Source organism: Pseudomonas sp. 2725 (assembly GCF_050434585.1).
Classification (GTDB): Bacteria; Pseudomonadota; Gammaproteobacteria; order Pseudomonadales; family Pseudomonadaceae; genus Aquipseudomonas; species Aquipseudomonas jessenii.
In genome coordinates, this window is sequence record NZ_JBNDIV010000001.1 from 441,479 (window position 1) to 467,486 (window position 26,008).

A 26,008-nucleotide genomic window follows, 5' to 3' on the forward strand; every position below is an offset into this window, starting at 1 on the left:
GGAGCGAGCTTGCTCGCGATGGCGACCTGAAAAACACTACATCACTCACTGGTTAAACCCATAAGCCCGCTCAACCCGGCACACCCGCGTATTGCACCGCGCATACCAGGTCGAGCGCCCACGCTCGCGAATCGCACTGTGCTCGGGATGATGCTTCCACGCCAGAATCGCCGCCTCACTGGCCCAGTACGACACCGTAATCCCAAGCCCATCCTCGCCCCGTGCCGACTCCACACCAAGAAACCCCGGCTGTTCGCGGGCCAGTTCCAGCATCCGTGCGGCCGCTTCGGCGTAACCCTGGTCACCCTCGGTGCGCAGTGAAGTGAAGATCACCGCGTAATAAGGCGCAGCTGGTGTATCGGCGATCATGACGAGCGCCCCGCACAGGCTTCGACAAAGGCGCCAACCAACGGCGGCAATACGCCCTTGAGCGCCGCCCGCTCGGGTTGGAACAAGGTCGCGACAAAGAACGGATGACCGCTGAGTTCGACCGCCCGCAGTCCGTGTTCCGAATCGTGGCCGACGGCATGTAGTTCGCGCTTGAGCAACTCCCCTTCGAACTGCGGATTCACACCAAAACGACAGCGATAGCCTTCACGAATCTCGGTGTTTTCGTACGCCTTGGCGAGCAACGAACCCTCAAGCAAATCAATCGTATCGACCGCTTCCACCAGCGCACACGACAGTGGCGTCAGCAGCGCCCGCGCAGCATCGGGATTTGTCTCGCCGTGTTCGGCATCTGACCAGCCCAGCACGTTGCGCGCATATTCCAGCACCGCGTGTTGAAAACCACCGCAGGTGCCGAGGAAAGGTCGCCGTTGTTCGCGGGCAAAGCGAATCGCCAGCAATGCACCGTCCATGCTCCGGTAAGGGCTGGCCGGCACACACCAGAACCCGTCGAATCTGTGCAGCGGTGTCTCGACGTGGATTTCATCGGTGGCCAGCCATTGCCATTGCACGTTCGGGCCACTGTGTTCAGCGGCCATTTCGAGGGCGACGGGAATGGCCTGGTGGGCGGTGACTTGCGGGTCGTAGTCGCCGATCAGGGCGATGCGAATCGGGCGGGTTTCCATGTGGGGCCTCTGCACTTGTTGATTGCTGGTGCCCACTATAGATTGGCGCTCACGCACTCAATATTGGCGTTTTCCCAAGTGATCAATGCAGCGACGCACTATCGATTGGACTACCCGGACCTGGCTCTGATCCTCGCGCTGGTACGCGGCGGCTCTCTGGCCCGGGCAGCGCAACTGTTGAAGGTGGATGTTTCGACGGTGTTTCGAGCGGTGCGCCGGCTGGAGGGTGCACTGGGTCAGCAACTGTTCGAAAAAAGCCGCGCCGGTTACCTGCCCACCACCTTGGCGCAGTCCCTGGCTGAACAGGCCGAGCGCGCTGAACAGGCTCTGGAGGCGGCGCGCATTGGTGTGGAGCAGGGCGGAGAAGTGATCAGCGGCATCGTGCGCCTGACCTGTACCGATTCGGTCCTGCAAGGTTTGCTGTTGCCGGCGCTGGCGCAGTTCATGCCGAACTATCCGGCGCTGACGCTCGAGCTCAGCACATCCAATGATTTTGCCAACCTCAGCCGTCGGGATGCCGATATCGCCCTGCGCCTGACCCGCACGCCACCGGAGCATCTGGTGGGACGGCGGCTGGCGGACATTTCCTATCGCGTGTGTGCCAGCGAGCGATACCTGCAATCGGTCAATACCCCTGACCTGGCCTCATTGACCTGGATAGCCCCGGATGACTTCCTGCCTGATCACCCGACCGTTACCTGGCGTCGCCAGGCCTTGCCGGGGGTAACGCCGGGCTATCGCTGCAACAGCATGCTGTCGGTGACCGAACTGGTCAGGGCCGGCCTGGGTGTAGCGGCGTTGCCGGACTTTTTGATCGGCGACGGATTACAGCCGCTGAGCGAACCCCTGCACGGATACGACACCGCGCTGTGGCTGCTGACCCGTCCCGACTGCCGCGCCTTGCGCTCAGTGGTCACCTTGTTCGATGAGTTGGGGCGGGCGCTGAAACTGCCGTGAAACCGTTCAGGTTCCTGGCTGAGGCTCACTAAAGCCTCAGCGCCAGTTTCATTCTGAAACACATCGTGCCGTTCAAATCAGAGCCATCGATCCTTCGACACCGCCGTCAAACTTGTCATTTATTGCAACTGATAGCAGGCCAGAAACATGTCCAGCGCGGAGTCTGCCACCTGGTGTTGTTCTTCGGGTGACAAGCCTGGTTTGCCCATGGAAATCTGCGGCCAGAAGGCAAACGACTTGAGCAGCCCCTGCACCTGTTGTGCGGCAAAATCAGGGGCAATAACTTTCAACCGACCATCGGCCTGAGCGGCACGAATCCAGACCGTCAGCCCTTCTTCGCGTTCGCCCATTCGCGCCACCATATCCTGCGCCCGCTCCGGGGAATGAATCGTCGCCGCTATCGCCACCCGCGCCAGGTCGAGAAAATTGTCATCGCCCAACATTTGCAGCTTGGCCATCAGCAATCCGCGCAATTGCTCACGCAACGGCAGGTCGGGACGGTAGGCCGTTTCCTGCTCGGCCGTCACCCGGGTCCATAATTGATTGAGGATCTCGGCGAACAACTCTTCCTTGCTGGGGAAGTGGTTGTACACCGTGCGCTTCGACACACCGGCAGTGGCAGCAATCTTGTCCATGCTGGTGATCTCGAAACCGTTGTCACGGAATTCATTGATCGCGGCATGAATGATCGCTTGGCGTTTTCGGTCGGTCAGGCGCTGTGGAGCTGTCATAAGTACGCTTCGGCAGGAAAAAGGGGAGAATTACACTCGGTAGTTTACTTGTCATCGACTTTGATGCAACCTAGAAACTACACTGTGCAGTGTAATGTTTTGTTAACCCTGCCCAGCAAAAATAGAAAGTCCGGCTGATGCGTGCGTGCTTTGGCCATTTATCGTCCCAAAACGGAAAGTCGCGTGATGCGCGGTTTTTCTGGAGTCATTCAGTCATGGCCAATTCAAACTCCCCGGCGGACAACGCCTCCACACCTGAAGCGTCCCGACAGGCTCAAGGGCAGTACCAAAACTTCACGCCGGTTCAACGTTTAAGCTTTGGCAAAACCCTGGGCGTCCTTTGGAACGTGCTGTTCCACAAACCGCAAAACACCCGCCCGAGCACGCCCGTCCCGGTGCAAGCCCTGACTCAAGCCGCGCTGATCGCAGCGCCCAACCACAGCGTCTATCGACTGGGCCACTCCACGGTGTTGCTCAAGCTGCGCGACAAATTCTGGATCACCGACCCGGTCTTCGCCGAGCGTGCCTCTCCGGTGCAATGGGCCGGCCCCAAGCGTTTCCACCAGCCACCGATCAGCCTGGAAGAATTGCCACCGATCGAAGCGGTGATCCTGTCCCACGACCATTACGATCACCTGGATCATCAGGCCGTGCTCAAGCTCGCGGACAAGACCAAACACTTCCTTACCCCGCTGGGCGTAGGTGACACCCTGATCAAGTGGGGCATCGACGCGAGCAAAGTCCGCCAGCTGGATTGGTGGCAAGGCACGGAAGTCGATGGCATCCAGTTCATCGCTACCCCGTCGCAGCACTTTTCCGGCCGTGGCCTGTTCGACAGCAACAGCACCCTCTGGGCCTCGTGGGTGATGATCGACGGCGACACACGCCTCTTCTTCAGCGGCGACAGCGGCTACTTCGACGGCTTCAAACGCATCGGCGAACAGTACGGCCCATTCGACCTGACCCTGATGGAAACCGGTGCCTACAACGTCGACTGGCCACACGTGCACATGCAACCCGAACAAACCCTGCAAGCCCACCTCGACCTCAAGGGCCGCTGGCTATTGCCAATCCACAACGGTACGTTCGACCTGTCGATGCACGCCTGGTACGAACCCTTCGACCGTATCCTGGCCCTGGCCTGGGAACGCAACGTATCGATCACCACGCCGCAGATGGGCGAGGCGTTCAACCTGATGCATCCGCAGCGTGGTAGGGCGTGGTGGTTGGCGGTGGAAGGGGAGAGTGATCGGGTGGTGGCTCATAACGCGTAGAGTGATTGGTTGAGTTGTAGACCTCAGCTAAAAACCACTTCAATTCGGCCCTCTTTGCGTGAGCGCGGGGCCGACTTGACCACGATTTGCACATCACGCCCGAGAAGTAACAAGCACTCCATCATCTTGGCCTCACTGATCCCACGAAATTTACCGCGCAACATTTCAGATAGCTTGGGCTGTGACAGACCTAAAATTTCAGACGCCTGAACCTGGGTCAAATGACGAGCCTTGATGATTTCGCCAATTTTTGCAGCCAATTGGGATTTGACTCGCATTTCATTGGCGTTCGGTGTCCCGAGGTCTTCGTAGACGTTGCCACTGCCTTCTTCGATTTCAATCATGTTCTGATCCTTTTGCGTGTTCCTGCGCCGCTTGAAGTCTCTTCCTGATCAAATCGATGTCGTGCTGCGCGGTTTTGATTCCCGTGGTCGACTTTTTCTGAAAACAGTGCAGAACATAAACAGCATTACTAAAACGAACGGTATAAACGGCGCGATAGGTGTTCGTATCGAAGTCCTCAATCAACTCAAGGACTCCGGCACCACCAAAGCCTTTCAGTGGTTTTGCATCTGGGTGCTTCTTGTTGCTTTGGGCCAGATCAAGAGCGTGGCCAAAAACGTCCTGTACATCTGCAGGCATCTGCTTGAGGTCTTTTTTACTGCTGCTAACCCACAGGAGTGGCTTCCTTGTACTCATGTGAAAATATACCTAAATGGGAATAATCGTCAATCGATAAGTTGGCTCACTCCACCATCGCAAAGTCCGCCCGCCCAACCGGATTCGGCGTCGACCCCTTCACATTCATCCCTCGACCCGGCGCAAACCCCGGGAAGAACACCAACCCCTCCGATTCGAACCGATAGGCCAGCGCCAGGCGCGTGACATCCAGCACCTCCTGGCGTGCCTCGAAGCGTTGAATGGCATCCACCGAGACTCGGGACTCCCGCGACAACTCTTCCACACTCCAGCCCAGCATCGCTCGGGCCTGGGCGCAGTGGGCCGGGGTGAATTGGAAGAGGGCGATACGTTCCAGGGTGATTTTCATCGCTTGAGAGGCCATGGTGTTCTCCGGGCTCGAGAGTGTTGGTCAAAATATACTGTGTTTTTGTACAGTTGTTTTGAGCCGAGATCAAATGCAATTTTTGATGTGTCTTTTTGGCCGGACGAACGGTGGCTGTCTTGGTGCGAGGGGAAACACTGTCGAAGTCGCCAGGGAATCACAACTCGATTTGAGGGTTGGTAACGGCGGTTTTTTTTCGCAAGAATAGGGAGTCGTCCCGCAGGACTGACCAACCTTAACCAGAGAGCCTGGAATGCTGATTTTCAACTGCACCGAAGCGGCCAGCAAATTCTTCAGTCGTGTGCACAAGGGCAAAAAAATCACCAGGGTGGAAAGTCCACCATCGCCCGTCATTGAGGACGATGAGCCTGATGAGTCCGCCGAACAGTGGCTGGTCCACGCCGTCACTGTTCAACGCAAACATGTGCTGTTCGCCATTCACATCCCGACTCGTTACTGCATGATCTTCGCCGATGCCAAAAAGGCCGACGCTGAGGGGTTTGTTCAACGTTTCGCAGATCGCTGGATTAACGGCCTGATACGTCATGCAGGGCAGTTCGACATCCTTCAGTGGGTCGATGACGAGCCGATGATGGAGCGCTTTCAAGAAAGCTGCGGCCAGTTCATCCTGTACCGGCGTAGCCATCGCAGCGCGCAAAAACACATCGATGAAGTCGCCTGGATTTTTCAGGATGTCGCCGCTGAACGGGGCTCTTTACCACCGGACGAGTTCTCGGCATGCCGCTTTGATGGCGATATGAATGATTGCCCAAGAAACAGCAAAGGCCATAAAGACTATTACTTCCCGGACTCGGAAATGATGGCCCACTGGTTACGTCGATACTGCGGCCTCGACGAATCAGGCATCCAGACTGCACTGGATCGACGTATGGAAGTGAAGCGGGAGATATGGGCGCTGCAAAGGGAGCTCAATTCGCAATGAACCAACGCGGCCTTTCGTATTACTTGCCCGCCAACCCCGGCGCTTCCCGCACGATAAAGTGATCCAGATTCTCGATGTTGGCGCTGAACACCCCGAACGTCTGCTCGGGGTTTTTCTTGCTCGGCACCTGCTTCAGCTCGGGCGTCACCCCATAAAAGAAGCAATACAACTCCCGCCCGCTCTCGATGGCGTGCTTGATCTCCTCCAGGAATGCCTTGCGCTTGCGGTAGCTGTCGATCAGCTTCTTGCTCAGGTAGACATTGACCGAGTAAGGCTTTTTCTCGAACCAGACCTTCTTCTCGAAATCGATGCGAAAGCTCTGGGTGTAGTCCTTGATCTCCTTGACCTTGCCCCAGTAAATCAGCCCCTTGTTGTCCTGCAGGTATTCGATTTTCTTGAAAAACGACCCGTAGGGCGCGGTGTGCTCGCCAATCTTCAGCGGCACGCGCTTGAGCAAATCCTTGTCGTCGAAGTTCGACACGAAACACTCCACCGGATGGGCGAAGACGCTGGTCTTGTCCGGGGCCGACTCCCTGCCCGGTTGCTCGACATTGTTTGCCACCGAAGGCGTCAGCGACTCATCCCGCACCCCGTCCGCCGTGACCTTCGGGCTGGACGGCTTACGCACATATTCACGCCGAGTCAGTAACAATTCCGACGGGAAATTTTCCTCTCGGCTGTCATCCGTTTCCGTCTCATCCCCACCCGACGCAGGCGTCTTCAAGCTGACATAAGGGCAGCCCTCGACATGCCGCGTACTCGGCAGGTTCTTGAAGTGCGGCGTGCGCACGTAATTCACATTCTTGGCGTTGAACGTGCCCAGCTCATTGGTCGCATCGAACGCCAAACGACAGGCATCGTTGGGGCACTGGAAGTGTTCCTTGGCGGAGTCGAAATCCATCGTCTCGTCGAAATTCAGATCCCGAACGTCGTAGATCGACAACTTGTCGTTGAGGCCGAGGCAATAGGCGAGGTCGAATTTCATGTCGGGTTCCAAATCCTTTAGGTGAACAGCTTCCAGTGATGGCGCATTCGAAGCAATAGCTACACTCAGATCACTTCGATATCGCCGAGCCTGCACAGTCCATCCACGAGGGCGGTTCATGAGCCATTCAGATGCTTCGCCCCCTCTCCCGGAGCCGGGCCGGATAGCCCGCCGGGATGAACAGACCGGCTGGCGCCGTTGGGTACCGGGGCTGAGCATGCTGCGCGAATACCAACCGGCATGGTTGCGTTACGACATCGTGGCTGGCCTGGTGCTGACTACGATGCTGGTGCCCGTCGGAATCGCCTATGCGGTGGCTTCGGGCGTGCCCGGCATATATGGCCTCTACGCGACCATCGTTCCGCTGCTGTTCTATGCCTTGTTCGGCCCTAGCCGAATTCTGGTGATGGGGCCGGATTCCTCCCTGGTGGCCGTCATCCTTGCCGTCATCATTCCACTCTCCGGCGGCGACCCGCAGCGTGCCATCGCCCTGGCGGGGATGATGGCGATCGTCTCGGGAGCGGTGTGTATCCTGGCCGGTATCGCGCGCCTGGGTTTCATCACCGAACTGCTGTCCAAACCGATCCGCTACGGCTACATGAACGGCATCGCACTGACCGTATTGATCAGCCAGTTGCCCAAGCTGTTCGGTTTTTCGATTGAATCCGACGGCCCATTGAGCAACATAGGGGCCATCGCCTCCGCGGTGATGGAGGGAAAGGTCAACTGGACCACCTTCATGGTGGGCGGGCTCACCCTGGCGGTGATCCTGCTGCTCAAACGATGGCCGCGACTGCCGGGTATCTTGATCGCCGTGGTTGGCGCGACAGTCGCCGTGGGAGTACTCGACCTTGCGACACGCGCCGGAGTGTCGGTCCTCGGTTCGCTCCCCCAAGGCTTGCCGGGTTTCGCCATCCCCTGGATCACCAGCGCCGACATCGTCCCGGTGTTGATCGGCGGTTGCGCCGTCGCACTCGTCTCGTTCGCCGACACCAGCGTGCTCTCCCGCGTCTATGCGGCGCGGACCCGAACCTACGTCAACCCGAACCAGGAAATGGTGGGCCTCGGCATCGCCAACCTGGCGGCCGGTTTTTTCCAGGGCTTCCCGATCAGCAGCAGCTCGTCACGCACGCCCGTGGCCGAAGCCGCCGGAGCCAAAACCCAATTGACCGGCGTCGTCGGCGCACTGGCGGTTGCCTTGCTGCTGGTGGTGGCACCGGACCTGCTGCAACATTTACCGTCCAGCGCCCTGGCGGCAGTTGTGATCGCCTCGGCCATTGGCCTGATCGAGATCACCGACCTGCGACGGATCTATCGCATCCAGCGCTGGGAGTGCTGGCTATCGATCGTCTGCACCGTCGGCGTGGCCGTGTTCGGGGCGATCGAGGGCATAGGCCTGGCCATCGTGATTGCCGTCATTGAATTCCTCTGGGACGGCTGGCGCCCGTACTCCGCGGTATTGGGGCGCGCCGATGGGGTCAAGGGCTACCACGACATCAAACGCTACCCCGACGCACGCCTGATCCCCGGCCTGGTCCTGTTTCGCTGGGATGCCCCCTTGTTTTTCGCCAACGCCGAACTGTTCAGCGACCGCGTGCTGGACGCCGTAGCGGCATCGCCCACGCCCGTGCGCTGGCTGGTGGTCGCCGCAGAGCCGGTCACCAGTGTCGATGTGACGTCTGCCGACATGCTGGCTGACCTGGACGACACCTTGCATGCGGCCGGTATTGAGTTGTGCATTGCCGAGATGAAGGATCCGGTGAAGGACAAGCTGAAGCGGTTCGGGTTGTTTGCGCGGCTGGGGGAGACGGCGTTTTTTCCTACGATTGGGACGGCTGTGGATAGTTATGTGGCGAATTATCGGGTGGATTACAGGGAGCGGGAAGATGAAGGGAACGGATTGCCGTGAAACCCGCGAGATTGAAATAGAGACTTCACATCAAGGAGCGAACCATGCCGAACAACTGGCCCGCAGGGATTGAGCACGTCGTCGTGCTGATGATGGAAAACCGTTCGTTCGACCATTTGCTGGGGGATTACACAAGCATCAATGCCGCGTGTGACGGTATCAACCGCAAGGCGCCCAGCACCAACCCGTTGAAGCTGGCCAACGGTAATTCGACGGTGATCACTCAAGCGTCGGAGTTCCCGGAAAACTACAGCCTGTGGGCACCGCCGCCCCCTCTGCCTCCGGGCAACAGCGAGGGTTTCGACCTTGGCCACGAATTCGTTAACGTAGAAAAACAACTGGGCGTCTCCTTCAAGACCAGCCCGGCCAACCCTACGCTCGCCGGCTTTGCCCAGGACGCCTACGACAAGGCCCGCAGCGACCTGAAGGTGTACAAGACCTGGTCGCAGTCCATGGCCCAGCGGGCGATGAACTACATCCCGTTCGGCGCCACGCCAGCGAAGGATACGCTGCCGGCCATCCACGGATTGGCGCGTAACTTCACCGTATGCGACCGCTGGTTTTCCTCGGTGCCAGGCCCCACCTGGCCGAACCGTTTTTTTGCCATGCTCGGCAGTTGCAATGGTCACTTGCTGATGCCCTCCACGGGCACGGTGCTGGCCGGCATCAAAAGCCTGATCGCACAGTTCGGCGGCGAGAGTATTTTTTCGCTGCTGCGCAACAACGGCCACGACGCGCGGATTTATTCCGATGGCGCGATCCCGCTGGCGGCGTTGGTCAAGGGTGGTTTGCAGCACCTGAGCATCGACGACTTCAAGTCGGACGTCGCCGGTAACAGGCTCCCCGAACTGTCCTGGATCGAGCCGAGCTATGGCCTGCTCAACGGCAAACTCGGGCCCAATGTGTCGCATCATCCGCCCGAAGATTTGCGCTTCGGCGATCAGTTTGTCGGTGAAGTGTTCAACGCCTTGTCGGCCAACACCGCTATCTGGAACAAAACCCTGTTCGTGCTGCTGTACGACGAACATGGCGGCTTCCATGACCACGTGGTGCCGCCGACTTGCGTGGCGACCGGTTCAACGGTCGATGTCCCGTGGAAAAATCCATTCACCCGCCTCGGCGTTCGGGTGCCGGCGATTCTGGCTTCGCCGTGGCTCAAGCCAGGCTTGATTCCCTGGACGGGTAGCGTCCAGGCCCAGCATTACGATCACACCAGCCTGCTGGCATTTCTTTGCGATCACTTCAAATTGCCGCGCAGTGCCCTCGGCCCACGGGTGGTCGCCGCGCAGCACTTCGGCAATGCAGCCATCTGGCGCGCTGCACTGGGCGTAACGGCTGCGCCAAAACTGGCGGCCACCGTGGTGCCCAGTCGCGTCGGGTTGCCATTGATCGAGTCGGAACTGGCGACCCAGAGTCGGCAAGTGGTGGACAGCGCCACCGGTTACCTCGACGGCCTCGATCCAGAGCAGATCTGGAAGAGCAGCGCCCAATGGGTCAGCGGTTTTCTCGGCAACCGCAGCCGAGCCCTGGCTGATCCGGCTCAGGCCGCGCTCACGCCTGCCGCGCCCAGTGCCGACAGCCTGGAGGCGAAACTGCGGCGCCTGCAGGATTTGATGGTCACCGCCCAAGGGCAAGCCGTTCGCCCCGTTGCAGTGCCTGCCAGCAAAGCCTTGGTCGAACCGGGAGCGGAAGTTGCACCAACACGGCTGCGCGTCCTGTGCCTGCCGGGTGTCGGGTTCATGCCAGCCGGCCAGGGGCAGGGCGGCATCGATGCGAACTGGCAGGACCAATGGCGCACATTGATCCGTACTCAACTGGCACAGAACGGTCGCCTCATCGATGACCAGGACATCGACTTCCTGTCCTTCGACGAGCAACTCAAGGAGGGGCCGGACTTCGCCCAGATCACCCGAGGCCTGGCGATGCTGAGCGCCGACGCCAGGGGCAAGGCCGACGAGAACTTCGGCAGCTGGGGCCTGCCGGTCAATCAGATGTTGCGCACCACCGTTGGCGCCATCGTGCAATGGATCGAAGACGCCGAGTTGCGCACGGCGTTGACCCAACATCTGTTGGCGAAGGTCGAGGCATTTAATCCGCAGATCATCTTCGCCCAAGGCCTGGGCAGCCTGATTGGCTATGACGCCCTGCGCCGCTCGGTGGCAAAAAAAGGTCTGGCACTCAAGCGCATCGATGGCCGAGTGTTCGTCAGCTTCGGCTCACCGATTGCACTGCCGCTGGTGATGCGCGAAGTGTGGGGCGGGCGGGTGCTGCGCCTGAGCGAAAACGGCCGAGGCATCCGCCGCTGGTTCCACCTCCACAACCCCAACGACGGCTTGCTGGCCCGACCGATCACCTCGCCGGATTCAGCGCGAGTCGACCTGCAAACCGAATTCAGCGTGCAGCTGCGTGATGACCTGCTCGACCTCAATCACGCCGTCCAGGCCTACTTGTCCTCACCCTCCAGCCAGACCGGCCTGTGGCCGCAACTGGCCCGCGATGTGGTGGCGGCGCGAGTGCTGGAAGTGCCGGCGTTCCTGTCCCGCAGTGGCCAACGTAAACGTCGCGCGCTGGTGGTCGGCATCAACGACTACCTCGACCCAAGCGCACGCCTCGAGGGCTGCATCAACGACACCTACCTGATCAGCCGCATGCTTCAGGAAAGCGGCTACGACGCCGGCGACATCCGCTTGCTGCACGACGCCCGAGCGACCCGGGCCAACTTCGTCGAACGCCTCGAATGGCTGGTGGAAGGCGCCCGCGCTGGCGACGAGCGCGTATTGTTCTACTCCGGCCACGGCACCCAACTGCCGGTCTACAGCAGCAGCGGCGAAGCCGACTGCATGGACGAAACCCTGGTGCTCCACGACTTCGACTGGGACGACGAAAACACCCACTTCACCGACAAACTGTTTCGCCAGTTCTACAGCCACCTGCCATTCGACCCGGACGGCCACGGCGCCAAACTCACCGTCCTGTTCGACTGCTGCTACGCCGGCGGCATGACCCGCGGTAACGGCCGCGTGCGCGGCATCACCCCACCCAGCGACATCCGCCACCGCATGCTGCGCTGGGACCCCTACGCCGGCGACTGGGACCGCCGCGTCTACGCCACCGACGCCGACCGCCGCGACTTCAGCGAACAAGACAACAAAACCCGCGGCCTCACTCGCACCCGCACCACCCAAGGCGCCGCCACCGGCCTGCGCCCCGAGAAAAAAGCCCAACTGCTGCGCCAAACCAAACTCTACGGCCACCACGGTCCCTACATGCCGCTGATGCTCTACGCAGCGCGGGAGAACGAAAAGGCCAGCGAATATGTGGTGGGCTCCAACCACTACGGCGCCTTCACCTACGCCATGGTCGAACAACTGCGCAAGTCGCAGCAGGAGGATGCGACGTTGGGGTTTGATCAATTGATTGAGCGGGTGGGGAGTGTGTTGAGCGCGAGGTCGTTGGGACAGACGCCGGAGATTGTTGGGCCGAGTGGGGTTAGGGCGGCGGTGTGTCCTTGGCGGATTAGTGGGTTGGGGAGGTGATCTCGTAACCGCGGTCACAGCCAAAGAAAAGGGCCGCAGGATAATCCTGCGGCCCTGATACACAGACGTTTCCAAGCCAGCCGCTGAACCCCTGTGGGAGCGAGCTTGCTCGCGATGGCACCGGTGTATACGCCACTAAAACAAAATCAGCTGCTTGAAACTCAAGCAGCGGTTTGTTTGATACAGCCAAGAGATCAGAATCCGCGCATAACCCGTGATGCCTTCTGCCACCAGGACTCACGTCGATTGAAAGGATCATCCGCCAACACACACGGCATATCCCGCAATCGAATCCACGGCTCATCCTGCCATTGCAACATACAGAGCGACATCTTCGGCCAATCAAGCACACTCAACGTCGGACGCTCCACCATACACGACGGCCGTGCATCACGTAGCGCAGGCACCACCTGATGAGTCAGCCACTCTCGCAGCAATCGATTCTCAGGGCAGTAGTGATAAATCAACAACGCATACACACCTGACTCGCTCACCATCAAACGCTCTTTAGCTGCGCCATAGAGGTCAACGAGCATCATTTGCCTCTGGTCCGCATCGAGCTTGCGCGTCACGCGCTCATCAAGGTGTTTGCCCATCAGTCGCCCGAGATCATGCGCGCAGAACCACGCCTGGTTCTCCAACAGAAGGGCATGCAGGTGGACGTTGTGACGAGTGAACTGGGTGGGTTTGAGTGATTCAGGCATGGCGAGCCTCCTGGAGCGGAAGCACGTGGTTGGATCTGTGGGTACGGCGATTCACCTTCATCGTGAAGGTCGGATGGTCAGGCATTTCCTTTACCTCTGGCTGCTTTCTTAGGGCATTCGTTAAGGGTGTCGGGAGCTAAGAAACCCACCAGAGACGGGCCGGACATATTCCCCTTTCGGGTCTTGTATTCGCCCACTCCCGACATAACGGGGATTTTCTCGCAGGCGTAGAGAAACCGCAGACGAAAAAAAGCCGCATGACTGTCGGGTGCGGAGGACCGCTCTGGTTTTCAGAGTTTCTTAGGCTCGGCGAACAGCCTATCAGGTGTTCGTAATTGGTCAAGTGAGTAAGACAAATATATGAGAAAAGGGTAATAAATTAATAGCGGCAAGTAATAGCTAAGTCTATTTAACTTTAAGATTGAGTGCGTGTTGACAGAGTGCGCGATTGTATCTGTTTGGCGAGTTCATCAAAGTTCGAGTGGTAACGATTTATCTCGCATTCCCAAATGATAATAACCTGCCAACCTAGTGTTTCTAGATTGCTGATATTGAGAATATCCCTCTCAATGGTTCGTCTAAATTTCTCACTCCAAAAATCGGTATGGGTTTTTGGATATGTAGCAAGTGAGCACCCTGGATGTCGGTGCCAAAAACAGCCATTTATGAAGATGCAAGTGTTGTATTTTTTTAAAACTATATCAGGTTGTCCTGGGAGAGTTTTTTGATGGATGCGGAAACGGAAGCCGTGTGAATGCAAAAGCTTTCTAATAAAAATTTCAGGCTTAGTGTTTTTACCGCGTATTGAGGACATCATTCTGGAGCGCGTTGTTGTGTCTACAATATCCATTTGATGATCCTCAAATTAGATGAGGTAAGATATTAATGTTCGTTAGATGTTATCATTGAGGCGGCTAATGTGAATTTTTTTGATATGAACTTTTTCAAATCAGCATCATTCTTCATGGAAAGGTCTATTATTTCGCCGTGTAGCCTTATTAATATTATAGCTTCACGCATTAATTTTTCTGTGTCTATCGTGGCATTTTTTTTGCTATTTGATGCATTAAGCCACCCTTCTGCAATAGCTAAGGCAACATTTTTAACTGCTACTAGTGACGCCCTCTCTGTAATTTGCACCATTGCGTCTTCAGGTAGCGTTGTCAGAAGCTCCCAGCGAGCCGCATGCCCATACCCCCTATCAAATATATCGCTACGAACCCATAGTCGCTGAAATGTATTGCGTACTCCTCCGCGGAATCTAGCTAAAATAGCTGGGGTAAGTTCTGCATTTAAAGTCAATCTGAAGCGCCAAATAACTACTGTAGGAAGCATTGCGGTGGAAATATATGACCAAATATCATCTCGTTGCAGCTCTCCGGAGCTAAGAGCTCTATATTCGGAAAGTGCAATACTCACATCGGCGTCAAATTGAGCTCTGGTTTTTTTTGTACCTTTATCTGGAAAACCGTTTTGCTCCGCAATTTTTATAATTTTTGCACACATATCGTCCATTATTTGCTTACTTATTCGGCTCCCTCCGCTAGCACCATAGCTTTTTCCTGGATAGCTATTAATGAAACTCTGAGCCGCAGTAGCAGTGATTTCACTCTGAAGTTCTTGTAGAGTTCGTTGTACCGCAAAATTGTTCAGTCTAGGAAATAGATAAACAGTCATTGTATTACTCCGAAACATCAGCAAGGGAAAGAAGAGCTGCTCTAAATTCCCCTGGCTTCTGGTTGGAAAAGTCGTAGAGTTGTTTTATTGTAAGATTGCCAAATGCGGTTCGTAGCCAGTTATTAATGTTAGCTCCGATAGATCCCTCCTCAAAAAAATCGGCGCGCTCTTGGAAGTCAGGGTTCGGAAGAGCTTTCTCTATTAATTGACTGATAACATCATTAAGAACAGTTTGAAGAGTAAATTTATCCTTTTGTTGGAAACGGCTAACAAAGTCAGGGTAGTCAGAATTTAGATACAATCGTACGGCACCTGAAAAAGAATGATCCAACGTATCTGTTTGCCAGTGTAAATACCACAATGCGTTAGCTTCAGCCTTGTTCTTAAAAACTTGTCCTAAGCTGATCTCTTCAACAGGAAATCTTGGCTCACCGCCCTCAAGCCTGATATCAGATGTATCCAGCCATAGCCTCGCTCCGACTTCGGAAGGGGTTAATATATTAGTAGATATTATTTGATCTCTTAATACTATTTGGGTCTTGATGAATAGCCGTTGAGAGAGGTTTTCACTTATTATCGGAATAGTAATTTCTATTTCGTCGGCCCTATAGCTTATTGCTTTTTGATACTCGCTCCATAGTTTTCTTGGTAAATTTCCCGAGCCGGTGCCTATTTGGACTAAAATTTCTAGTGGTAGCTTGCTCTTGGGGTGTGAAAGATCCAGTGAAACTAAATCCCAGTCTATAGATAACGTTCGGTTTAGCGTGAGTTGTGAGGAGTAATCCCAGTTCGCAAGATGGTCAGATGCAGGTAAAAAAGGAGCATTGTTAAGAGATAATAACCAAGGTGATGTGGTAATACTGCCCTCAGTAATTGTAAGAAAAGGAAAGGCTAACCGCTTATTCATGACGTCACCTCTGAGAGCTCTACCTTAAGTGTAGTCGCATAGCCTCTAGGTAATTGAACTCGGATCTCATAGGTTCCTTCAATAGTCCCTATTTCTAATTCATCTGCTTTAGATATGATCGAAACAAACTCCTTATGCTTAATAGTTGATATTTTTGGCTTAGTAGTGATCAAGGAGTCTTCAGTAAAAGCCGATCCATCCGCAGCTAAATGAGCGAAGGCGTGTAACTTCATTGGTTTTGCGTTGTCAATGAGCTTAACTTGAGTTTCGAATATCGCGAAAATTTTTGAGTTGCTTGATTCTAATTTTATGAATACAGGGTTGGTCGCGCTATTTCCGTAGTTTTTTTTACCACCGGTGCTCCCAGTGTGTCGAGAGCCTCCCCCTTGACCGTCAATTTTAGAAAGAATGTTGCCAATGGCGCCGGCCGCGGCTGCCAGTGACTTCCCGTTAGTTCCTGCCTTATCAATATTCGATAAGGGGGAGGAAAATTGCATCGCTTCTTCTTTAATTCTTCTTAGCGCTATAGTGACGTAACTTTTTTGTGTAGCATCGTCTATAATTTTAGGTTGCCAGTCATCATGAGCAGGTGGCTCAGCTTTGGCAAATGCAGATTCAACTTGTTCATCTGCAATGAAAACGCCGGCCCATTCAAGTCGTTCATCAGGTAAGAAAGCACCTTCTATATACTTAACAACTAATTCCACTGGTCGCATAACCGCGATATGTGCTGATGCAAAAGGTATTATTGAGTTTTCTCCTAAGCGCATTGATGTTCTTGCACCCTTCATGCCTTTGATAAGTGACAAAGTACCAAGCTTTTTAGAAGCCTTCTGGGCATTAATTGGGATTAGTTCTTTGCTATTGTTTCTTATATTTTTAATAGCGATGGAAAATAAGTCTAATGGGGGGAAGTCTTCAGGGGAAGGGAGTTCAAATCGGCAGCCATCAACTTCAATTTGAAAATTGATTTTTTTTGATTTTGGAGTGTCACTAGTTAACCTTGGCCAAAAATTCCACAGTAAGCTTTCCTGAATTACTCCTGCCATTATCTCATTGGAGCTTTCTATGAATGGATCAAGTATCATTATAGATGTGCCGGTCTGCAGCTTATCTCTTTTTGGGAATCCGATTTCTAGTGAAAGTTCAGTTGCGGGCGTTCCTTCAACGGGGTCTACAAATGCGTCTGTGTTTTTGTTGCCCCACCAGTGTCGACCCGTAAAGCGTTGTACTTGGCCAAGTTTGTTAGCTACTTCATATTGAAGGCCAAGATGACAGCCCATAAGTCTTCGGACATGTTCTGTTTGATTTGTTGTGCATGTGTCTACTAGTACTGTCTGGCATTTGCTTGCTTGATAAAGAGATACTTTTCCGAATCCATATGTACCCCCTCTATTGTGAGTATCATGATTGGAGCCAAAGTTTCGCATAAAGTCTATAAAGTCAGTAACTTTCGTACCTTGGGGTACCCAATCTGCTCTCGTTGGTCCACCTAAGCCTACTGTTTGAAAGTCACATATTTCTAAAACATTTGGCGCTGCAGAATTTAAAAAGTTTAATATTCCTGCTCTTGAGTCGCGATTTATAGGGAGCTCACAAAATATAGTTTCTTTAAGGGTTTTTATTTGATCCTTGGTTAAAGTCCTAACTCGAATAAGTATTTCTGGACCCGTTCCTAACTTTGCTGCATCGCAGCTATTTTGTACGGCCTCGCGGATTACCATTTGCAACATGTTGAGGCTCGGTGCACCCAAGAGTTTTCTCAAGCCTCCGTCACCAATATTTCCCGATGCAGCATAGGGTTCAGGATAGATACTTACTCGTTTTGTAGGCATTGAATTAATTCCTTCAAAAGAAACGATTCCATATTTTTGTCAAGCTTTGATGCGTCAGACATGGTTAAGTCAATATCGTATTTGATTTTTGATATGCCTGCTGGAATTGCATTCTCTTTAAAACTGCTCTCTAAGATTTTTGGAAATGTTTCGTTAACGATGTAGTAGTTGTTTTCTTCTAATTGAAATTTGAAGTGGTTCCAGAGAGAACTTTCAGTGTTTGAACAACCGATTATGCTTAATCTTCGAAGTACCTCCAATCTGTCGGATGCTTTGTTTAATATCTTTTGTGTGAGATAAGAAACGGATAAGCTTCCCCCGTTAACCTCTTCTAATGTTATGTGGCATATGTAGAGCTTTCCATTGATTGGCGGCTGAAGCTGCTCTATTGATGAAATAGATATGCTTTTATTTCCTTTGCGCTGTGTAGATTTTACCTCTATTGCTATAGTGCCCGCGCGAAAATCATGACGTTCGGAAAGTGGGCCTCGCCAAGTTTGCCACGCATCCGAATTGATTGATAAAAGCTTATCCAGGAGAATCAACTCTCCGATAAGTCCGCATACTATTTCTCTAGATGGACGTTCGCTTGATGATTCCGCAAATAACATGCGGAAGTCATTAAGTGTGCCTTTCAGCGCTTCAATAGAACCTTCACCAAAATTTATTCTATTGAGAAGCTCGATAATAACGTCCGAGAAGACTCCTTCAAGTTTTTGAGATGTGCATGTTATGTCTGCATAGTATTCAAATGCACCGTTCAAAGAAAGTTTCGATAACTTCACTACCAAAGATTCGGAAGATAGGTCATTCAAGGAGTGACTTCGGCCGCTTATTGGAATTAGAACTCTTGCTTCTTTAGCCGCACTGAGAGCATATCTCACTCTGCCGAAACTAGTGTTAATTTCGCTCGGCAAGGTTGGAATCTCCAAGTTTGAAGACTCCTTTTTTCCCAAGCGTAAAGTTCGCCATTGGGCTAATGGGTTTTCTAATTTATCAGACACCTGCAGCCTCTGATTGTGCTAACTCTTCCTGTTCGATAGCTTCTAGTTCATCCGCTGATATAGAATCTAAGCTAACAGAAACATATCCGCCACCTGCCTGTTCATCACCGGGGAAAACGATACCTATACCTATCAAGTCGCCCTTTGCATTAAGCGCGGATCGATCGGTGTTTGGGGTGGTTGGCTTAGAGTTTCGATTTATCGGATATATAATAATTAATGGAATCTCACCTACGATAGTTTCCCTGAATGCCTTTAAGGTCGACCAGTCATCAGCGCTCGGTTTTTTATCGGTAGAACAGTCAAAAATTACATCCCTGCGGGACATTAAGGCTTTGATATTTGCTATCTCGCCAGAGGTATCTAGCACAGATCTATTTGCCATTTTTATATGGCCAAGTGTTCCAAGAGGAAGTTTCGAGGATTCTCCATTTGCTGTTTCGAAAACTCCTACGTTCCATTTCAAAAGTGCAGGCACAGAGTTCTCTATGTATGCGAGTAAAGCCCTCGTTCCTAAGTCATGTCTTGAATCATGTAATGTGTAGTTTCTTAGAAACTTGACTACTAAGGCTTGCGGAACTTCTAGGTATAGTTTTCGTTGATCTATATCGGCCCGCTCTCCGAGCTGAGATGCTTGTGTTAGTAATTCAGAGGCAGCTTGCCAGTTTGCATGGATTTCTTTCGGGTTTGAATAATTTAAACGGATAGATTGGACATGTTTGCCTGAATAACTCAAATCACAAGATTTGGCCGCGCGCATTTTAGTTGCTGCCGTAATAGTCATTCCTGGCAAGGTTCTAATCCGTACTGCGAAGTCAGTAGGTGTCATGCGGTTTTTATATTGAGAAATATCATCTCGAATTTCAGCTTCAATTGCCGCTAAATCTCTAAATGATTTGGATAAGTCTTTCGGCATCCAAAGGCGCGGGAGGTCTTCGTAATTATGGCGATAGCCAAACCATCTACCCATTTGCAGTAAGGTGTCATACTGTCGAGTAGAGCTCCTGAGGAAGTAACTGACCATCAATCCTTCTAGAGTTAAGCCCCTGGCGAGAATTGATCCACCAACTACTACGTATTTTCTTGCCGGTTTCCTATAATCAATTCTGTCAGAGCTAGACCCGTTTTCTATGACGAAACTTAATTCATTAATAATATGCGGTAGATGATTTTCGAGGTCGTTAAAGTCAACAGGGTCAAGTGTTGTCAGTAACTTACTTGGAACCAGCTTGCTTTCGGAGTCCCAGAGTTTCTTCATCCGCAATCTGATAGGCGAACTAGGCAATAAAATGAGTTCGCGGTTTTTCTGTAACCATGCTTCCAGAAGAGACGCTACCCTCTCATGCATGATTACAAATGGTGAAGTATGGACGAGCATCGTCATATGCTGATGGTCATGACCCCTAGTACAGCGAGCAGAGCAACACATAAGGAAGTATAGAAGCGCGTCTTCCAAGCTAGCTGGGATCTTTGGAAAGAAGGAATCTTTTATTTTTATAGAGGCTGGTTGTAATAACGCAGAATCTTGTGCGCTTACCTCACGTATCATTTTTAGTGGTTGTTCATCAGGAGAGTCCGCGTCCGAGTTTGCAGAAGCGCGTCCGAAAAGGCGCTCAGCACCAAAGTAATCCAGCGGTAACGGTAGGCTTGTTATAAAGTCCTTTGGGTACAAGTCATCTAACCCAGATCCATCCACGGGGTAGGGATTGATCAGTACATTCGCGAATGGTGTCGCAGTGTAACCAATGTAAGAAATACAAGGTATGAACGTTAATATTTTTCGTATTAGCATATTAATCGACGTGATATCTAGCTCTTTCGAAGCCGAGTTTACGGACGCTTGATCGCATTCGTCGTCAATTAATAATACCTTTAGTCGTTGCAAATTTAATATATGAGTCGAGCTTATGGTTTCCAAAAGTCGATTTAAGGGAGCAACGTTCTTTTTCACAACTGCAATTTGGGAATTGTCTTGAGCTAATCTTGGAAAGCCTCCATTAGTAAGGCCTCTAAAGTCTCCTTGGTCAGAAGTAAGTAAATTCCACCGTTCTGGTAAGCGTTTTACGACGTCCGATTCTAATCTGCGCTGCGTTTGCTGACGAAGTTTGTCAGTCAATCCTGCCAAAACAATTACGGTGTTGTACCCCGCATCAATAGCTTTAGCAATTACAGCAGTCATGTTTGCCGTTTTTCCGGATTGAACATAACCTAGAACTAGGCCTCGACAAGAAAATTTTTCTTTATGTGGGTTCTCTATGAGTGAAATTACCTCGGTAGACGAGGTATTCATACTGTTTACAGTCTCGATGCTCCAGCCTTTTTCTTGTTTTACATAGCCTTCTAATGCGGGCCAATGGCTATCCTTAGGTTTTGGTCCAAAGTACCAATCTGGTCTTTTACTAAAGATTGAGATGTTTCGCAGGATTTCTACTTGCTCATAATCTTTTCTTATGATTTTTTCTGCTTCTTTCAGTAGCTCTTCATGAAAGCTCGTGAGCTCGCCAAACATATTTTCCACTGAGCGCTTAACTATAGCTATTGCGCCATCTATGCTTTCAGCCTCTGGGAGAGCTCTTCGAATTTGATCGACCCAGCCGGCTAATTGAGGTGACATCACTGCGAGTTTCCTTTTCTGTACAGTTGGTGGCTCAATGATGGCATGCATTCTGCGGTCGGTCGACCATTTCGCTTATAAAATTATCCTATGATCTCTGAAACGATTTTTGCCATTTTAGCGGCGAGCATTGGAGGCACCGCATTTCCTACTTGATGAAATTGCTGTGTTCTATTTCCCTCAAAAAAATAATTGTCAGGGAAAGTTTGTAACCTAGCTGCCTCTCTAACGGTGAGACTTCTACATTGCGTTGGATCGGGATGGATGAAATAGTGGCCATCTTTTGATATATGGCTTGTTATAGTTGTTGATGGTGAATTCTTAACTTGGACCTTGAATCGGTCACAAAATTTACCACTTTCCCAGTTTTTATGATCCGGAGCTAGGCCGGGCAAGTCAAATTCCAAATGACCTTTTGGAGCTCGGCCGTTGACTACTGCATAAACACTTGCGTAGATATATCTTCTTAGATCCGATGCCATATGGCCGCGAGCTTCGTGATTCAACCAGACACCCAAATTTTTATCTATATACCAGTCATCGAGTGCCGGCTTGGAGGTGATTCCTTGGTAAATTCCCTTTTCATATCTTAGCGACCCAGTCGACAAGTATTTCCCTACTGCATTCCGCGTGTTACGAAGTTCAGCAACAAAATCAGAGCGGCCTCTTGCGACTGATGGAGCCTCAATGGCGTCGATTTGGTTCAGTATCTCCAAGCACCATTTATCCGACGTATCAGTATCTTTTGTTAATTTGCTTCTCAGTGGAGGAAGGTTTTTTAGTATGTCATCAAGAGTTACTTGTTCCTCAAGCTTGAGTTTTTCAAAGGTAAAGGGTTCGTTGTTATCCTGAACTAAAATTCCCAGCAGAATTACGCGATGACGAGCTTGGGGGATGCCATAATGCTCTGAGCGAATTATGTAATTTCGAGGGTCTATTTCGTTGGGGATTAGATCATGAGTACCATCTTCGTGTTCCACCAAAGAGCAAATTTTGTATCGCAGGCCTGTATCGCTTTTATTTAGTGCAGTATCTGGAGCAGCCAAGTCTTTCAATATTTTCGGGAACATACTTTCACCATTTACTTTTGATGAAAGAATTCCTTTAACATTCTCCATAAGAAAAACGGCAGGTTTGTTTTTTTGTATAATTCTTAGGTATTCGAGGTATAGGAAATGCCTATGATCATCTTCCGCCCGATAATCAACTTTCCCCATATTGCGAGATCTGCCTACTAGGGAGTACGCTTGGCAGGGAGGTCCACCAATAAGAATCCAAGGTTTACTTCTATCCAGTTTTTCGTTGATTATAGCGTCTAATATTTTATTGTCTTCAGGGTCGCCAAGTGTGATTCGACGAGCTTCATTCCCTGATTTTTCCCAATATGATTTTGTCCTATTGCTATAAGGCTCGGCCGAAATCCCATTGCAATAGTTGTAGTAATCTTCTAGAAATTCGGGTTTTTCTTTTTTTACTAACCGATAATAAGCTCTTAGGCGTAGGGTTTTTCTCGCTACCGGATCCATTTCAGCTGACACGATTATATTAAAACGAGTTCCGCGTTCGAAGGACGCAAATCCTTCGCCAAGTCCGCCTGGGCCAGCAAAAAGATCAACAATTTGAATTGGGGAGGAAGAGTTCATTAATCTTGAGGACTCATGAATGGCACCGTTGTGTGCTTAAAAATGATTGCTCAATGAGGCCGGCGCATTCTGTTTTTTTGTGATGTTTTCAGATGCTTGGTTTCCTGAAAATATTGCGCCTTACCCCATCACCGATGACTTAGTCTAATTACACTATGCTGTTTTACCAGGTTTTACACAAAATTCCAGCTTTTTATATCATCTGAGATTAGATTCGGGGCTACTAAAGATATTGCTTCAGATAAAAAAAGGCTGCCTAAAGGCAGCCTCATGACGAAAAATCTAACTCGTATCAATCCCAGCTCAAAGCCCCACCAGTCTGATACTCGATAACCCGAGTCTCAAAGAAGTTCTTCTCCTTCTTCAAGTCCATGATCTCGCTCATCCAAGGGAACGGGTTAGTGGTCCCTGGATACTCTTCCTTCAAACCGATCTGCGACAGACGACGGTTAGCGATGAACTTGAGGTAGTCCTCCATCATCGCCGCATTCATGCCCAACACCCCACGAGGCATGGTGTCACGAGCGTATTCGATCTCCAGCTGAGTACCTTGCAGAATCATCTGCGAAGCTTCTTCCTTCATTTCAGCATCCCACAAATGTGGGTTTTCGATTTTGATCTGGTTGATCACGTCGATGCCGAAGTTCAGGTGCATGGATTCGTCGCGCAGGATGTACTGGAACTGCTCGGCGACGCCGGTCATTTTGTTGCGGCGGCCCATGGAGAGGATCTGGGTGAAGCCGCAGTAGAAGAAGATGCCTTCCAGGACGCAGTAGTAGGCGATCAGGTTGCGCAGCAGTTCTTTGTCGGTTTCGACGGTGCCGGTTTCGAACTTCGGATCGGAGATCGAGCGGGTGTATTTCAGGCCCCAGGTGGCTTTTTTCGCGACCGATGGGATCTCGTGGTACATGTTGAAGATTTCGCCTTCATCCATGGCCAGCGATTCGATGCAGTACTGGTAGGCGTGGGTGTGGATCGCCTCTTCGAAGGCCTGGCGCAGGATGTACTGGCGGCATTCCGGGTTGGTGATCAGGCGGTACACGGCCAGGACCAGGTTGTTGGCAACCAGGGAGTCGGCGGTGGAGAAGAAGCCGAGGTTGCGCATTACGATGCGGCGCTCGTCGTCGGTCAGGCCTTCCGGGTTTTTCCAGAGGGCGATGTCGGCGGTCATGTTGACTTCTTGCGGCATCCAGTGGTTTGCGCAGCCGTCCAGGTATTTCTGCCAGGCCCAGTCGTACTTGAAGGGTACGAGTTGGTTGAGGTCGGCGCGGCAGTTGATCATGCGCTTTTCGTCAACGGCGACACGGGCGGAGGCGCCTTCGAGTTCGGCGAGGCCTTCGGCGACGTCGAGGGAATCCAGGGCAGCTTTGGCGCGGGCAACGGCGGCGGAGTCAGCGGCGGTCACGGCACGGGCTTCCAGGGCGGCGGCACCGCCGGCGCTGTCGAGACGGTCCATGTTGGCTTCGGTGGCGTGACCAGCGTTGGCGCTCTTGACTGCTACTTCCGTGTCTTCTTTGTCGAATTCGTCCCAGCTCAGCATGACGTGTCGTCTCCTGCGTGAGGGCCAGTGTGCCCGTGTGAAATTGGATAGGTCGGTTTTTCACACGGCCTTACTGGCCGCGTTGGATCTAAAGGAATCGTTTTTTGCGGCAGCTATACGCAGGCATCAAACAGAATTTTGTACGGGGTTCCGAGAGCCACTGATGGGCGCAGCAAGCGTTGATCGCTTGTGCGGGGCTTCAGACTGGCTTTTCGTCCCTGTAAGGGAATATTGCAGGCCCGTTTAAGGCCGCATTATAGGGAAGTTTTGCGTGCTGTGGTGCAGCGAAATGGCTCACGGAACGGTCGACGGGGGCCGTTTTTCGGTCGGAGTGAGGGTTTACAGGGCTTTGAACGATGTTGGCGGGGGAAGATTTTTTTTCTTAATTTTTTGCCTCGGATTATTTTTGTTCAAGAAATGACCAAAAAAGGCTTTTTTCACTACATCTTGTGTTTCGGTGGGGTTTTCTCAGGCTCCAGACACAACTAAGCCCGACCGAAGTCGGGCTGTGAAGTCTCGCTGGCGGATCAGCTCAGGCGAGCGGCACCGACGTGATCGGCACCATCGGCGGCTAGACGGGCGGCGCCGGTGTGGTCGGAGCCATCGGAAGCCAGTTTGCCTGCACCGACGTGATCGGCGCCATCGGCGGCGAGGCGGGCGGCGCCGGTGTGGTCAGAGCCGTCGGAAGCCAATTTGCCTGCACCAACGTGATCGGCACCATCGGCGGCGAGACGGGCGGCGCCAGTGTGGTCAGAACCGTCGGAAGCGACAGCGGCTTCAGTGGTGTAAGCAGCCGAGCCGGTGCGGTCGTAACCATCGGCGGCGAAGGTGTTGGCTGCCAGGACGGAGAGGGTCAGGGCGAGGATCAGTTGGGTTTTCATGGTTGTTGCTCCAGATTCGTGGGTGTTGTTTGTCTTGGGTTGCAGTTGATTCTACGCCTGCTATTTCGATTAAAAAGCGCAAATAAATGCTTATAACAATCGATTTAATCGATCATTAAGGTTCGGCGCTTCATCTGCCTGATCGCGGCGGGTGGGTCGAACCTTTTGGGGGAGGGGTGAAGCAGGGGATCAGCCGTTGGAGCAGCCATTGCCCATCATGCTGTAGCGCAGGATATGTCGTTGGCCGTGGGAGTCTTCGTATTCCATTTTCATCGGCACAACTTCACACACGTTCGGGGCTTCGCTCATGGAGATCACTTTGGCGATGTCCAGGTGGGTGGAGTAGGTGTATTCCTCTATTGCTGGTTGTTGCTGTGCGACATCAGTCGGGACCTCGTTTGCCATGGCGGTTGCGCACAGACTGCTGAGGGCCAGAACCAATAAAGCTTTCATTTGAAATTTACCTTTTAGAGGTCGAAAGGGGGCACGCAATCTTTTTGGGATTGCGTGTGGAGCTTCGGTATCAGGGGTTTGATTAACTGCCTTCGTGGGGGCTGCAACTTGGTTAATCAGGTTGCCTTGTTGGCGTGGCTGATTTTAGGCGTCGACGCTTCGTCCATATAGGCGTGGTTTTGATAAACACTTTTGACAGATCCTGTAACAATCCCTGAATAACCTCTTCTTTTGCAGGTGTGAACTTGCACTGCGGGGTGTCAGATTGGGTGCGTTATC

23 protein-coding genes are annotated in these 26,008 nt (G+C 52.4%); 5 read left to right on the forward strand and 18 right to left on the reverse strand.

The window, feature by feature from the left end; all coding sequences use genetic code 11:
• Window positions 1–45 precede the first annotated feature (45 nt).
• A complete protein-coding gene (locus ABIE16_RS02075) occupies window positions 46–369 on the reverse strand; it encodes an antibiotic biosynthesis monooxygenase family protein (RefSeq protein WP_429520476.1) in 324 nt (107 codons plus the stop codon).
• Window positions 366–1,073: a CTP synthase C-terminal region-related (seleno)protein gene (locus tag ABIE16_RS02080; RefSeq protein ID WP_429520477.1), complete on the reverse strand. Its 708-nt coding sequence runs from the start codon at window positions 1,071–1,073 to the stop codon at window positions 366–368. Before ABIE16_RS02080 ends, ABIE16_RS02075 begins: the two co-directional genes overlap by 4 nt.
• Window positions 1,074–1,088: 15 nt before the next feature.
• On the opposite strand from ABIE16_RS02080, the gene ABIE16_RS02085 reads away from it, so the two are divergent.
• A complete protein-coding gene (locus ABIE16_RS02085) occupies window positions 1,089–2,030 on the forward strand; it encodes a LysR family transcriptional regulator (RefSeq protein ID WP_057716571.1) in 942 nt (313 codons plus the stop codon).
• A 119-nt stretch (window positions 2,031–2,149) separates the two neighbouring features.
• On the opposite strand, the gene ABIE16_RS02090 is transcribed toward ABIE16_RS02085, so the two are convergent.
• Entirely contained in the window at window positions 2,150–2,761 is a 612-nt protein-coding gene (locus ABIE16_RS02090) for a TetR/AcrR family transcriptional regulator (RefSeq protein ID WP_090457358.1), read from the reverse strand.
• Window positions 2,762–2,976: 215 nt separating this feature from the next.
• On the opposite strand from ABIE16_RS02090, the gene ABIE16_RS02095 reads away from it, so the two are divergent.
• Entirely contained in the window at window positions 2,977–4,035 is a 1,059-nt protein-coding gene (locus tag ABIE16_RS02095; RefSeq protein WP_429520478.1) for an MBL fold metallo-hydrolase, read from the forward strand.
• Between the two features lie 23 nt (window positions 4,036–4,058).
• On the opposite strand, the gene ABIE16_RS02100 is transcribed toward ABIE16_RS02095, so the two are convergent.
• The 3 genes from ABIE16_RS02100 to ABIE16_RS02110 are packed head-to-tail and all read right to left on the reverse strand — an operon-like array spanning window position 4,059 to window position 5,098.
• Window positions 4,059–4,379, reverse strand: a complete 321-nt coding sequence (locus ABIE16_RS02100) for a helix-turn-helix domain-containing protein (protein ID WP_102670296.1) — start codon at window positions 4,377–4,379, stop codon at window positions 4,059–4,061.
• Window positions 4,372–4,734, reverse strand: a complete 363-nt coding sequence (locus ABIE16_RS02105) for a type II toxin-antitoxin system RelE/ParE family toxin (RefSeq protein ID WP_429520479.1) — start codon at window positions 4,732–4,734, stop codon at window positions 4,372–4,374. Before ABIE16_RS02105 ends, ABIE16_RS02100 begins: the two co-directional genes overlap by 8 nt.
• Window positions 4,735–4,780: 46 nt before the next feature.
• Window positions 4,781–5,098 (reverse strand): helix-turn-helix transcriptional regulator, encoded by a 318-nt coding sequence (locus tag ABIE16_RS02110; RefSeq protein WP_007998876.1) that lies wholly within the window; start codon window positions 5,096–5,098, stop codon window positions 4,781–4,783.
• Between the two features lie 253 nt (window positions 5,099–5,351).
• Between ABIE16_RS02110 and ABIE16_RS02115 the strand changes: the two genes are divergently transcribed.
• Entirely contained in the window at window positions 5,352–6,041 is a 690-nt protein-coding gene (locus tag ABIE16_RS02115) for a DUF6933 domain-containing protein (protein WP_349735146.1), read from the forward strand.
• 19 nt (window positions 6,042–6,060) lie between these two features.
• Here the strand turns inward: ABIE16_RS02115 and ABIE16_RS02120 are convergent, their stop codons facing one another.
• Window positions 6,061–7,026, reverse strand: coding sequence for a hypothetical protein (locus tag ABIE16_RS02120; protein WP_429520480.1), 966 nt, complete (start codon window positions 7,024–7,026; stop codon window positions 6,061–6,063).
• A 118-nt stretch (window positions 7,027–7,144) separates the two neighbouring features.
• On the opposite strand from ABIE16_RS02120, the gene ABIE16_RS02125 reads away from it, so the two are divergent.
• The gene (locus ABIE16_RS02125; RefSeq protein ID WP_429520481.1) at window positions 7,145–8,935 is read left to right on the forward strand and encodes a SulP family inorganic anion transporter; all 1,791 of its coding nucleotides are present in this window, start codon (window positions 7,145–7,147) and stop codon (window positions 8,933–8,935) included.
• A 44-nt stretch (window positions 8,936–8,979) separates the two neighbouring features.
• Complete coding sequence (locus ABIE16_RS02130; RefSeq protein ID WP_429520482.1) at window positions 8,980–12,471, forward strand: alkaline phosphatase family protein; 3,492 nt, start codon at window positions 8,980–8,982, stop codon at window positions 12,469–12,471.
• Window positions 12,472–12,665: 194 nt separating this feature from the next.
• Here ABIE16_RS02130 and ABIE16_RS02135 read toward each other — a convergent pair whose 3' ends face one another.
• From ABIE16_RS02135 to ABIE16_RS02185, 11 genes are all read right to left on the reverse strand, one after another.
• Window positions 12,666–13,175, reverse strand: a complete 510-nt coding sequence (locus tag ABIE16_RS02135; RefSeq protein ID WP_429520483.1) for a BRO-N domain-containing protein — start codon at window positions 13,173–13,175, stop codon at window positions 12,666–12,668.
• Window positions 13,176–13,590: 415 nt separating this feature from the next.
• Entirely contained in the window at window positions 13,591–14,025 is a 435-nt protein-coding gene (locus tag ABIE16_RS02140; RefSeq protein ID WP_079246714.1) for a very short patch repair endonuclease, read from the reverse strand.
• A 32-nt stretch (window positions 14,026–14,057) separates the two neighbouring features.
• Window positions 14,058–14,852, reverse strand: coding sequence for a DUF6339 family protein (locus ABIE16_RS02145; RefSeq protein WP_131726849.1), 795 nt, complete (start codon window positions 14,850–14,852; stop codon window positions 14,058–14,060).
• Between the two features lie 4 nt (window positions 14,853–14,856).
• On the reverse strand, window positions 14,857–15,759 hold the full coding sequence (locus tag ABIE16_RS02150) for a hypothetical protein (protein ID WP_131726850.1): 903 nt from the start codon (window positions 15,757–15,759) through the stop codon (window positions 14,857–14,859).
• Complete coding sequence (locus ABIE16_RS02155; protein ID WP_131726851.1) at window positions 15,756–17,594, reverse strand: hypothetical protein; 1,839 nt, start codon at window positions 17,592–17,594, stop codon at window positions 15,756–15,758. Before ABIE16_RS02155 ends, ABIE16_RS02150 begins: the two co-directional genes overlap by 4 nt.
• Window positions 17,576–18,598, reverse strand: a complete 1,023-nt coding sequence (locus ABIE16_RS02160; protein WP_157858920.1) for a PD-(D/E)XK motif protein — start codon at window positions 18,596–18,598, stop codon at window positions 17,576–17,578. The genes ABIE16_RS02155 and ABIE16_RS02160 overlap by 19 nt, the downstream gene beginning before the upstream one ends.
• Window positions 18,591–21,263 (reverse strand): Z1 domain-containing protein, encoded by a 2,673-nt coding sequence (locus tag ABIE16_RS02165; protein WP_219733190.1) that lies wholly within the window; start codon window positions 21,261–21,263, stop codon window positions 18,591–18,593. The genes ABIE16_RS02160 and ABIE16_RS02165 overlap by 8 nt, the downstream gene beginning before the upstream one ends.
• A gap of 32 nt (window positions 21,264–21,295) precedes the next feature.
• Entirely contained in the window at window positions 21,296–22,855 is a 1,560-nt protein-coding gene (locus ABIE16_RS02170; RefSeq protein ID WP_057713601.1) for a DNA cytosine methyltransferase, read from the reverse strand.
• 292 nt (window positions 22,856–23,147) lie between these two features.
• Window positions 23,148–24,395, reverse strand: a complete 1,248-nt coding sequence (locus ABIE16_RS02175) for a ribonucleotide-diphosphate reductase subunit beta (RefSeq protein WP_007978181.1) — start codon at window positions 24,393–24,395, stop codon at window positions 23,148–23,150.
• Window positions 24,396–24,922: 527 nt separating this feature from the next.
• On the reverse strand, window positions 24,923–25,276 hold the full coding sequence (locus ABIE16_RS02180) for a hypothetical protein (RefSeq protein WP_154947570.1): 354 nt from the start codon (window positions 25,274–25,276) through the stop codon (window positions 24,923–24,925).
• A 189-nt stretch (window positions 25,277–25,465) separates the two neighbouring features.
• The gene (locus ABIE16_RS02185) at window positions 25,466–25,729 is read right to left on the reverse strand and encodes a DUF2790 domain-containing protein (RefSeq protein WP_057713604.1); all 264 of its coding nucleotides are present in this window, start codon (window positions 25,727–25,729) and stop codon (window positions 25,466–25,468) included.
• Window positions 25,730–26,008: the final 279 nt, after the last annotated feature.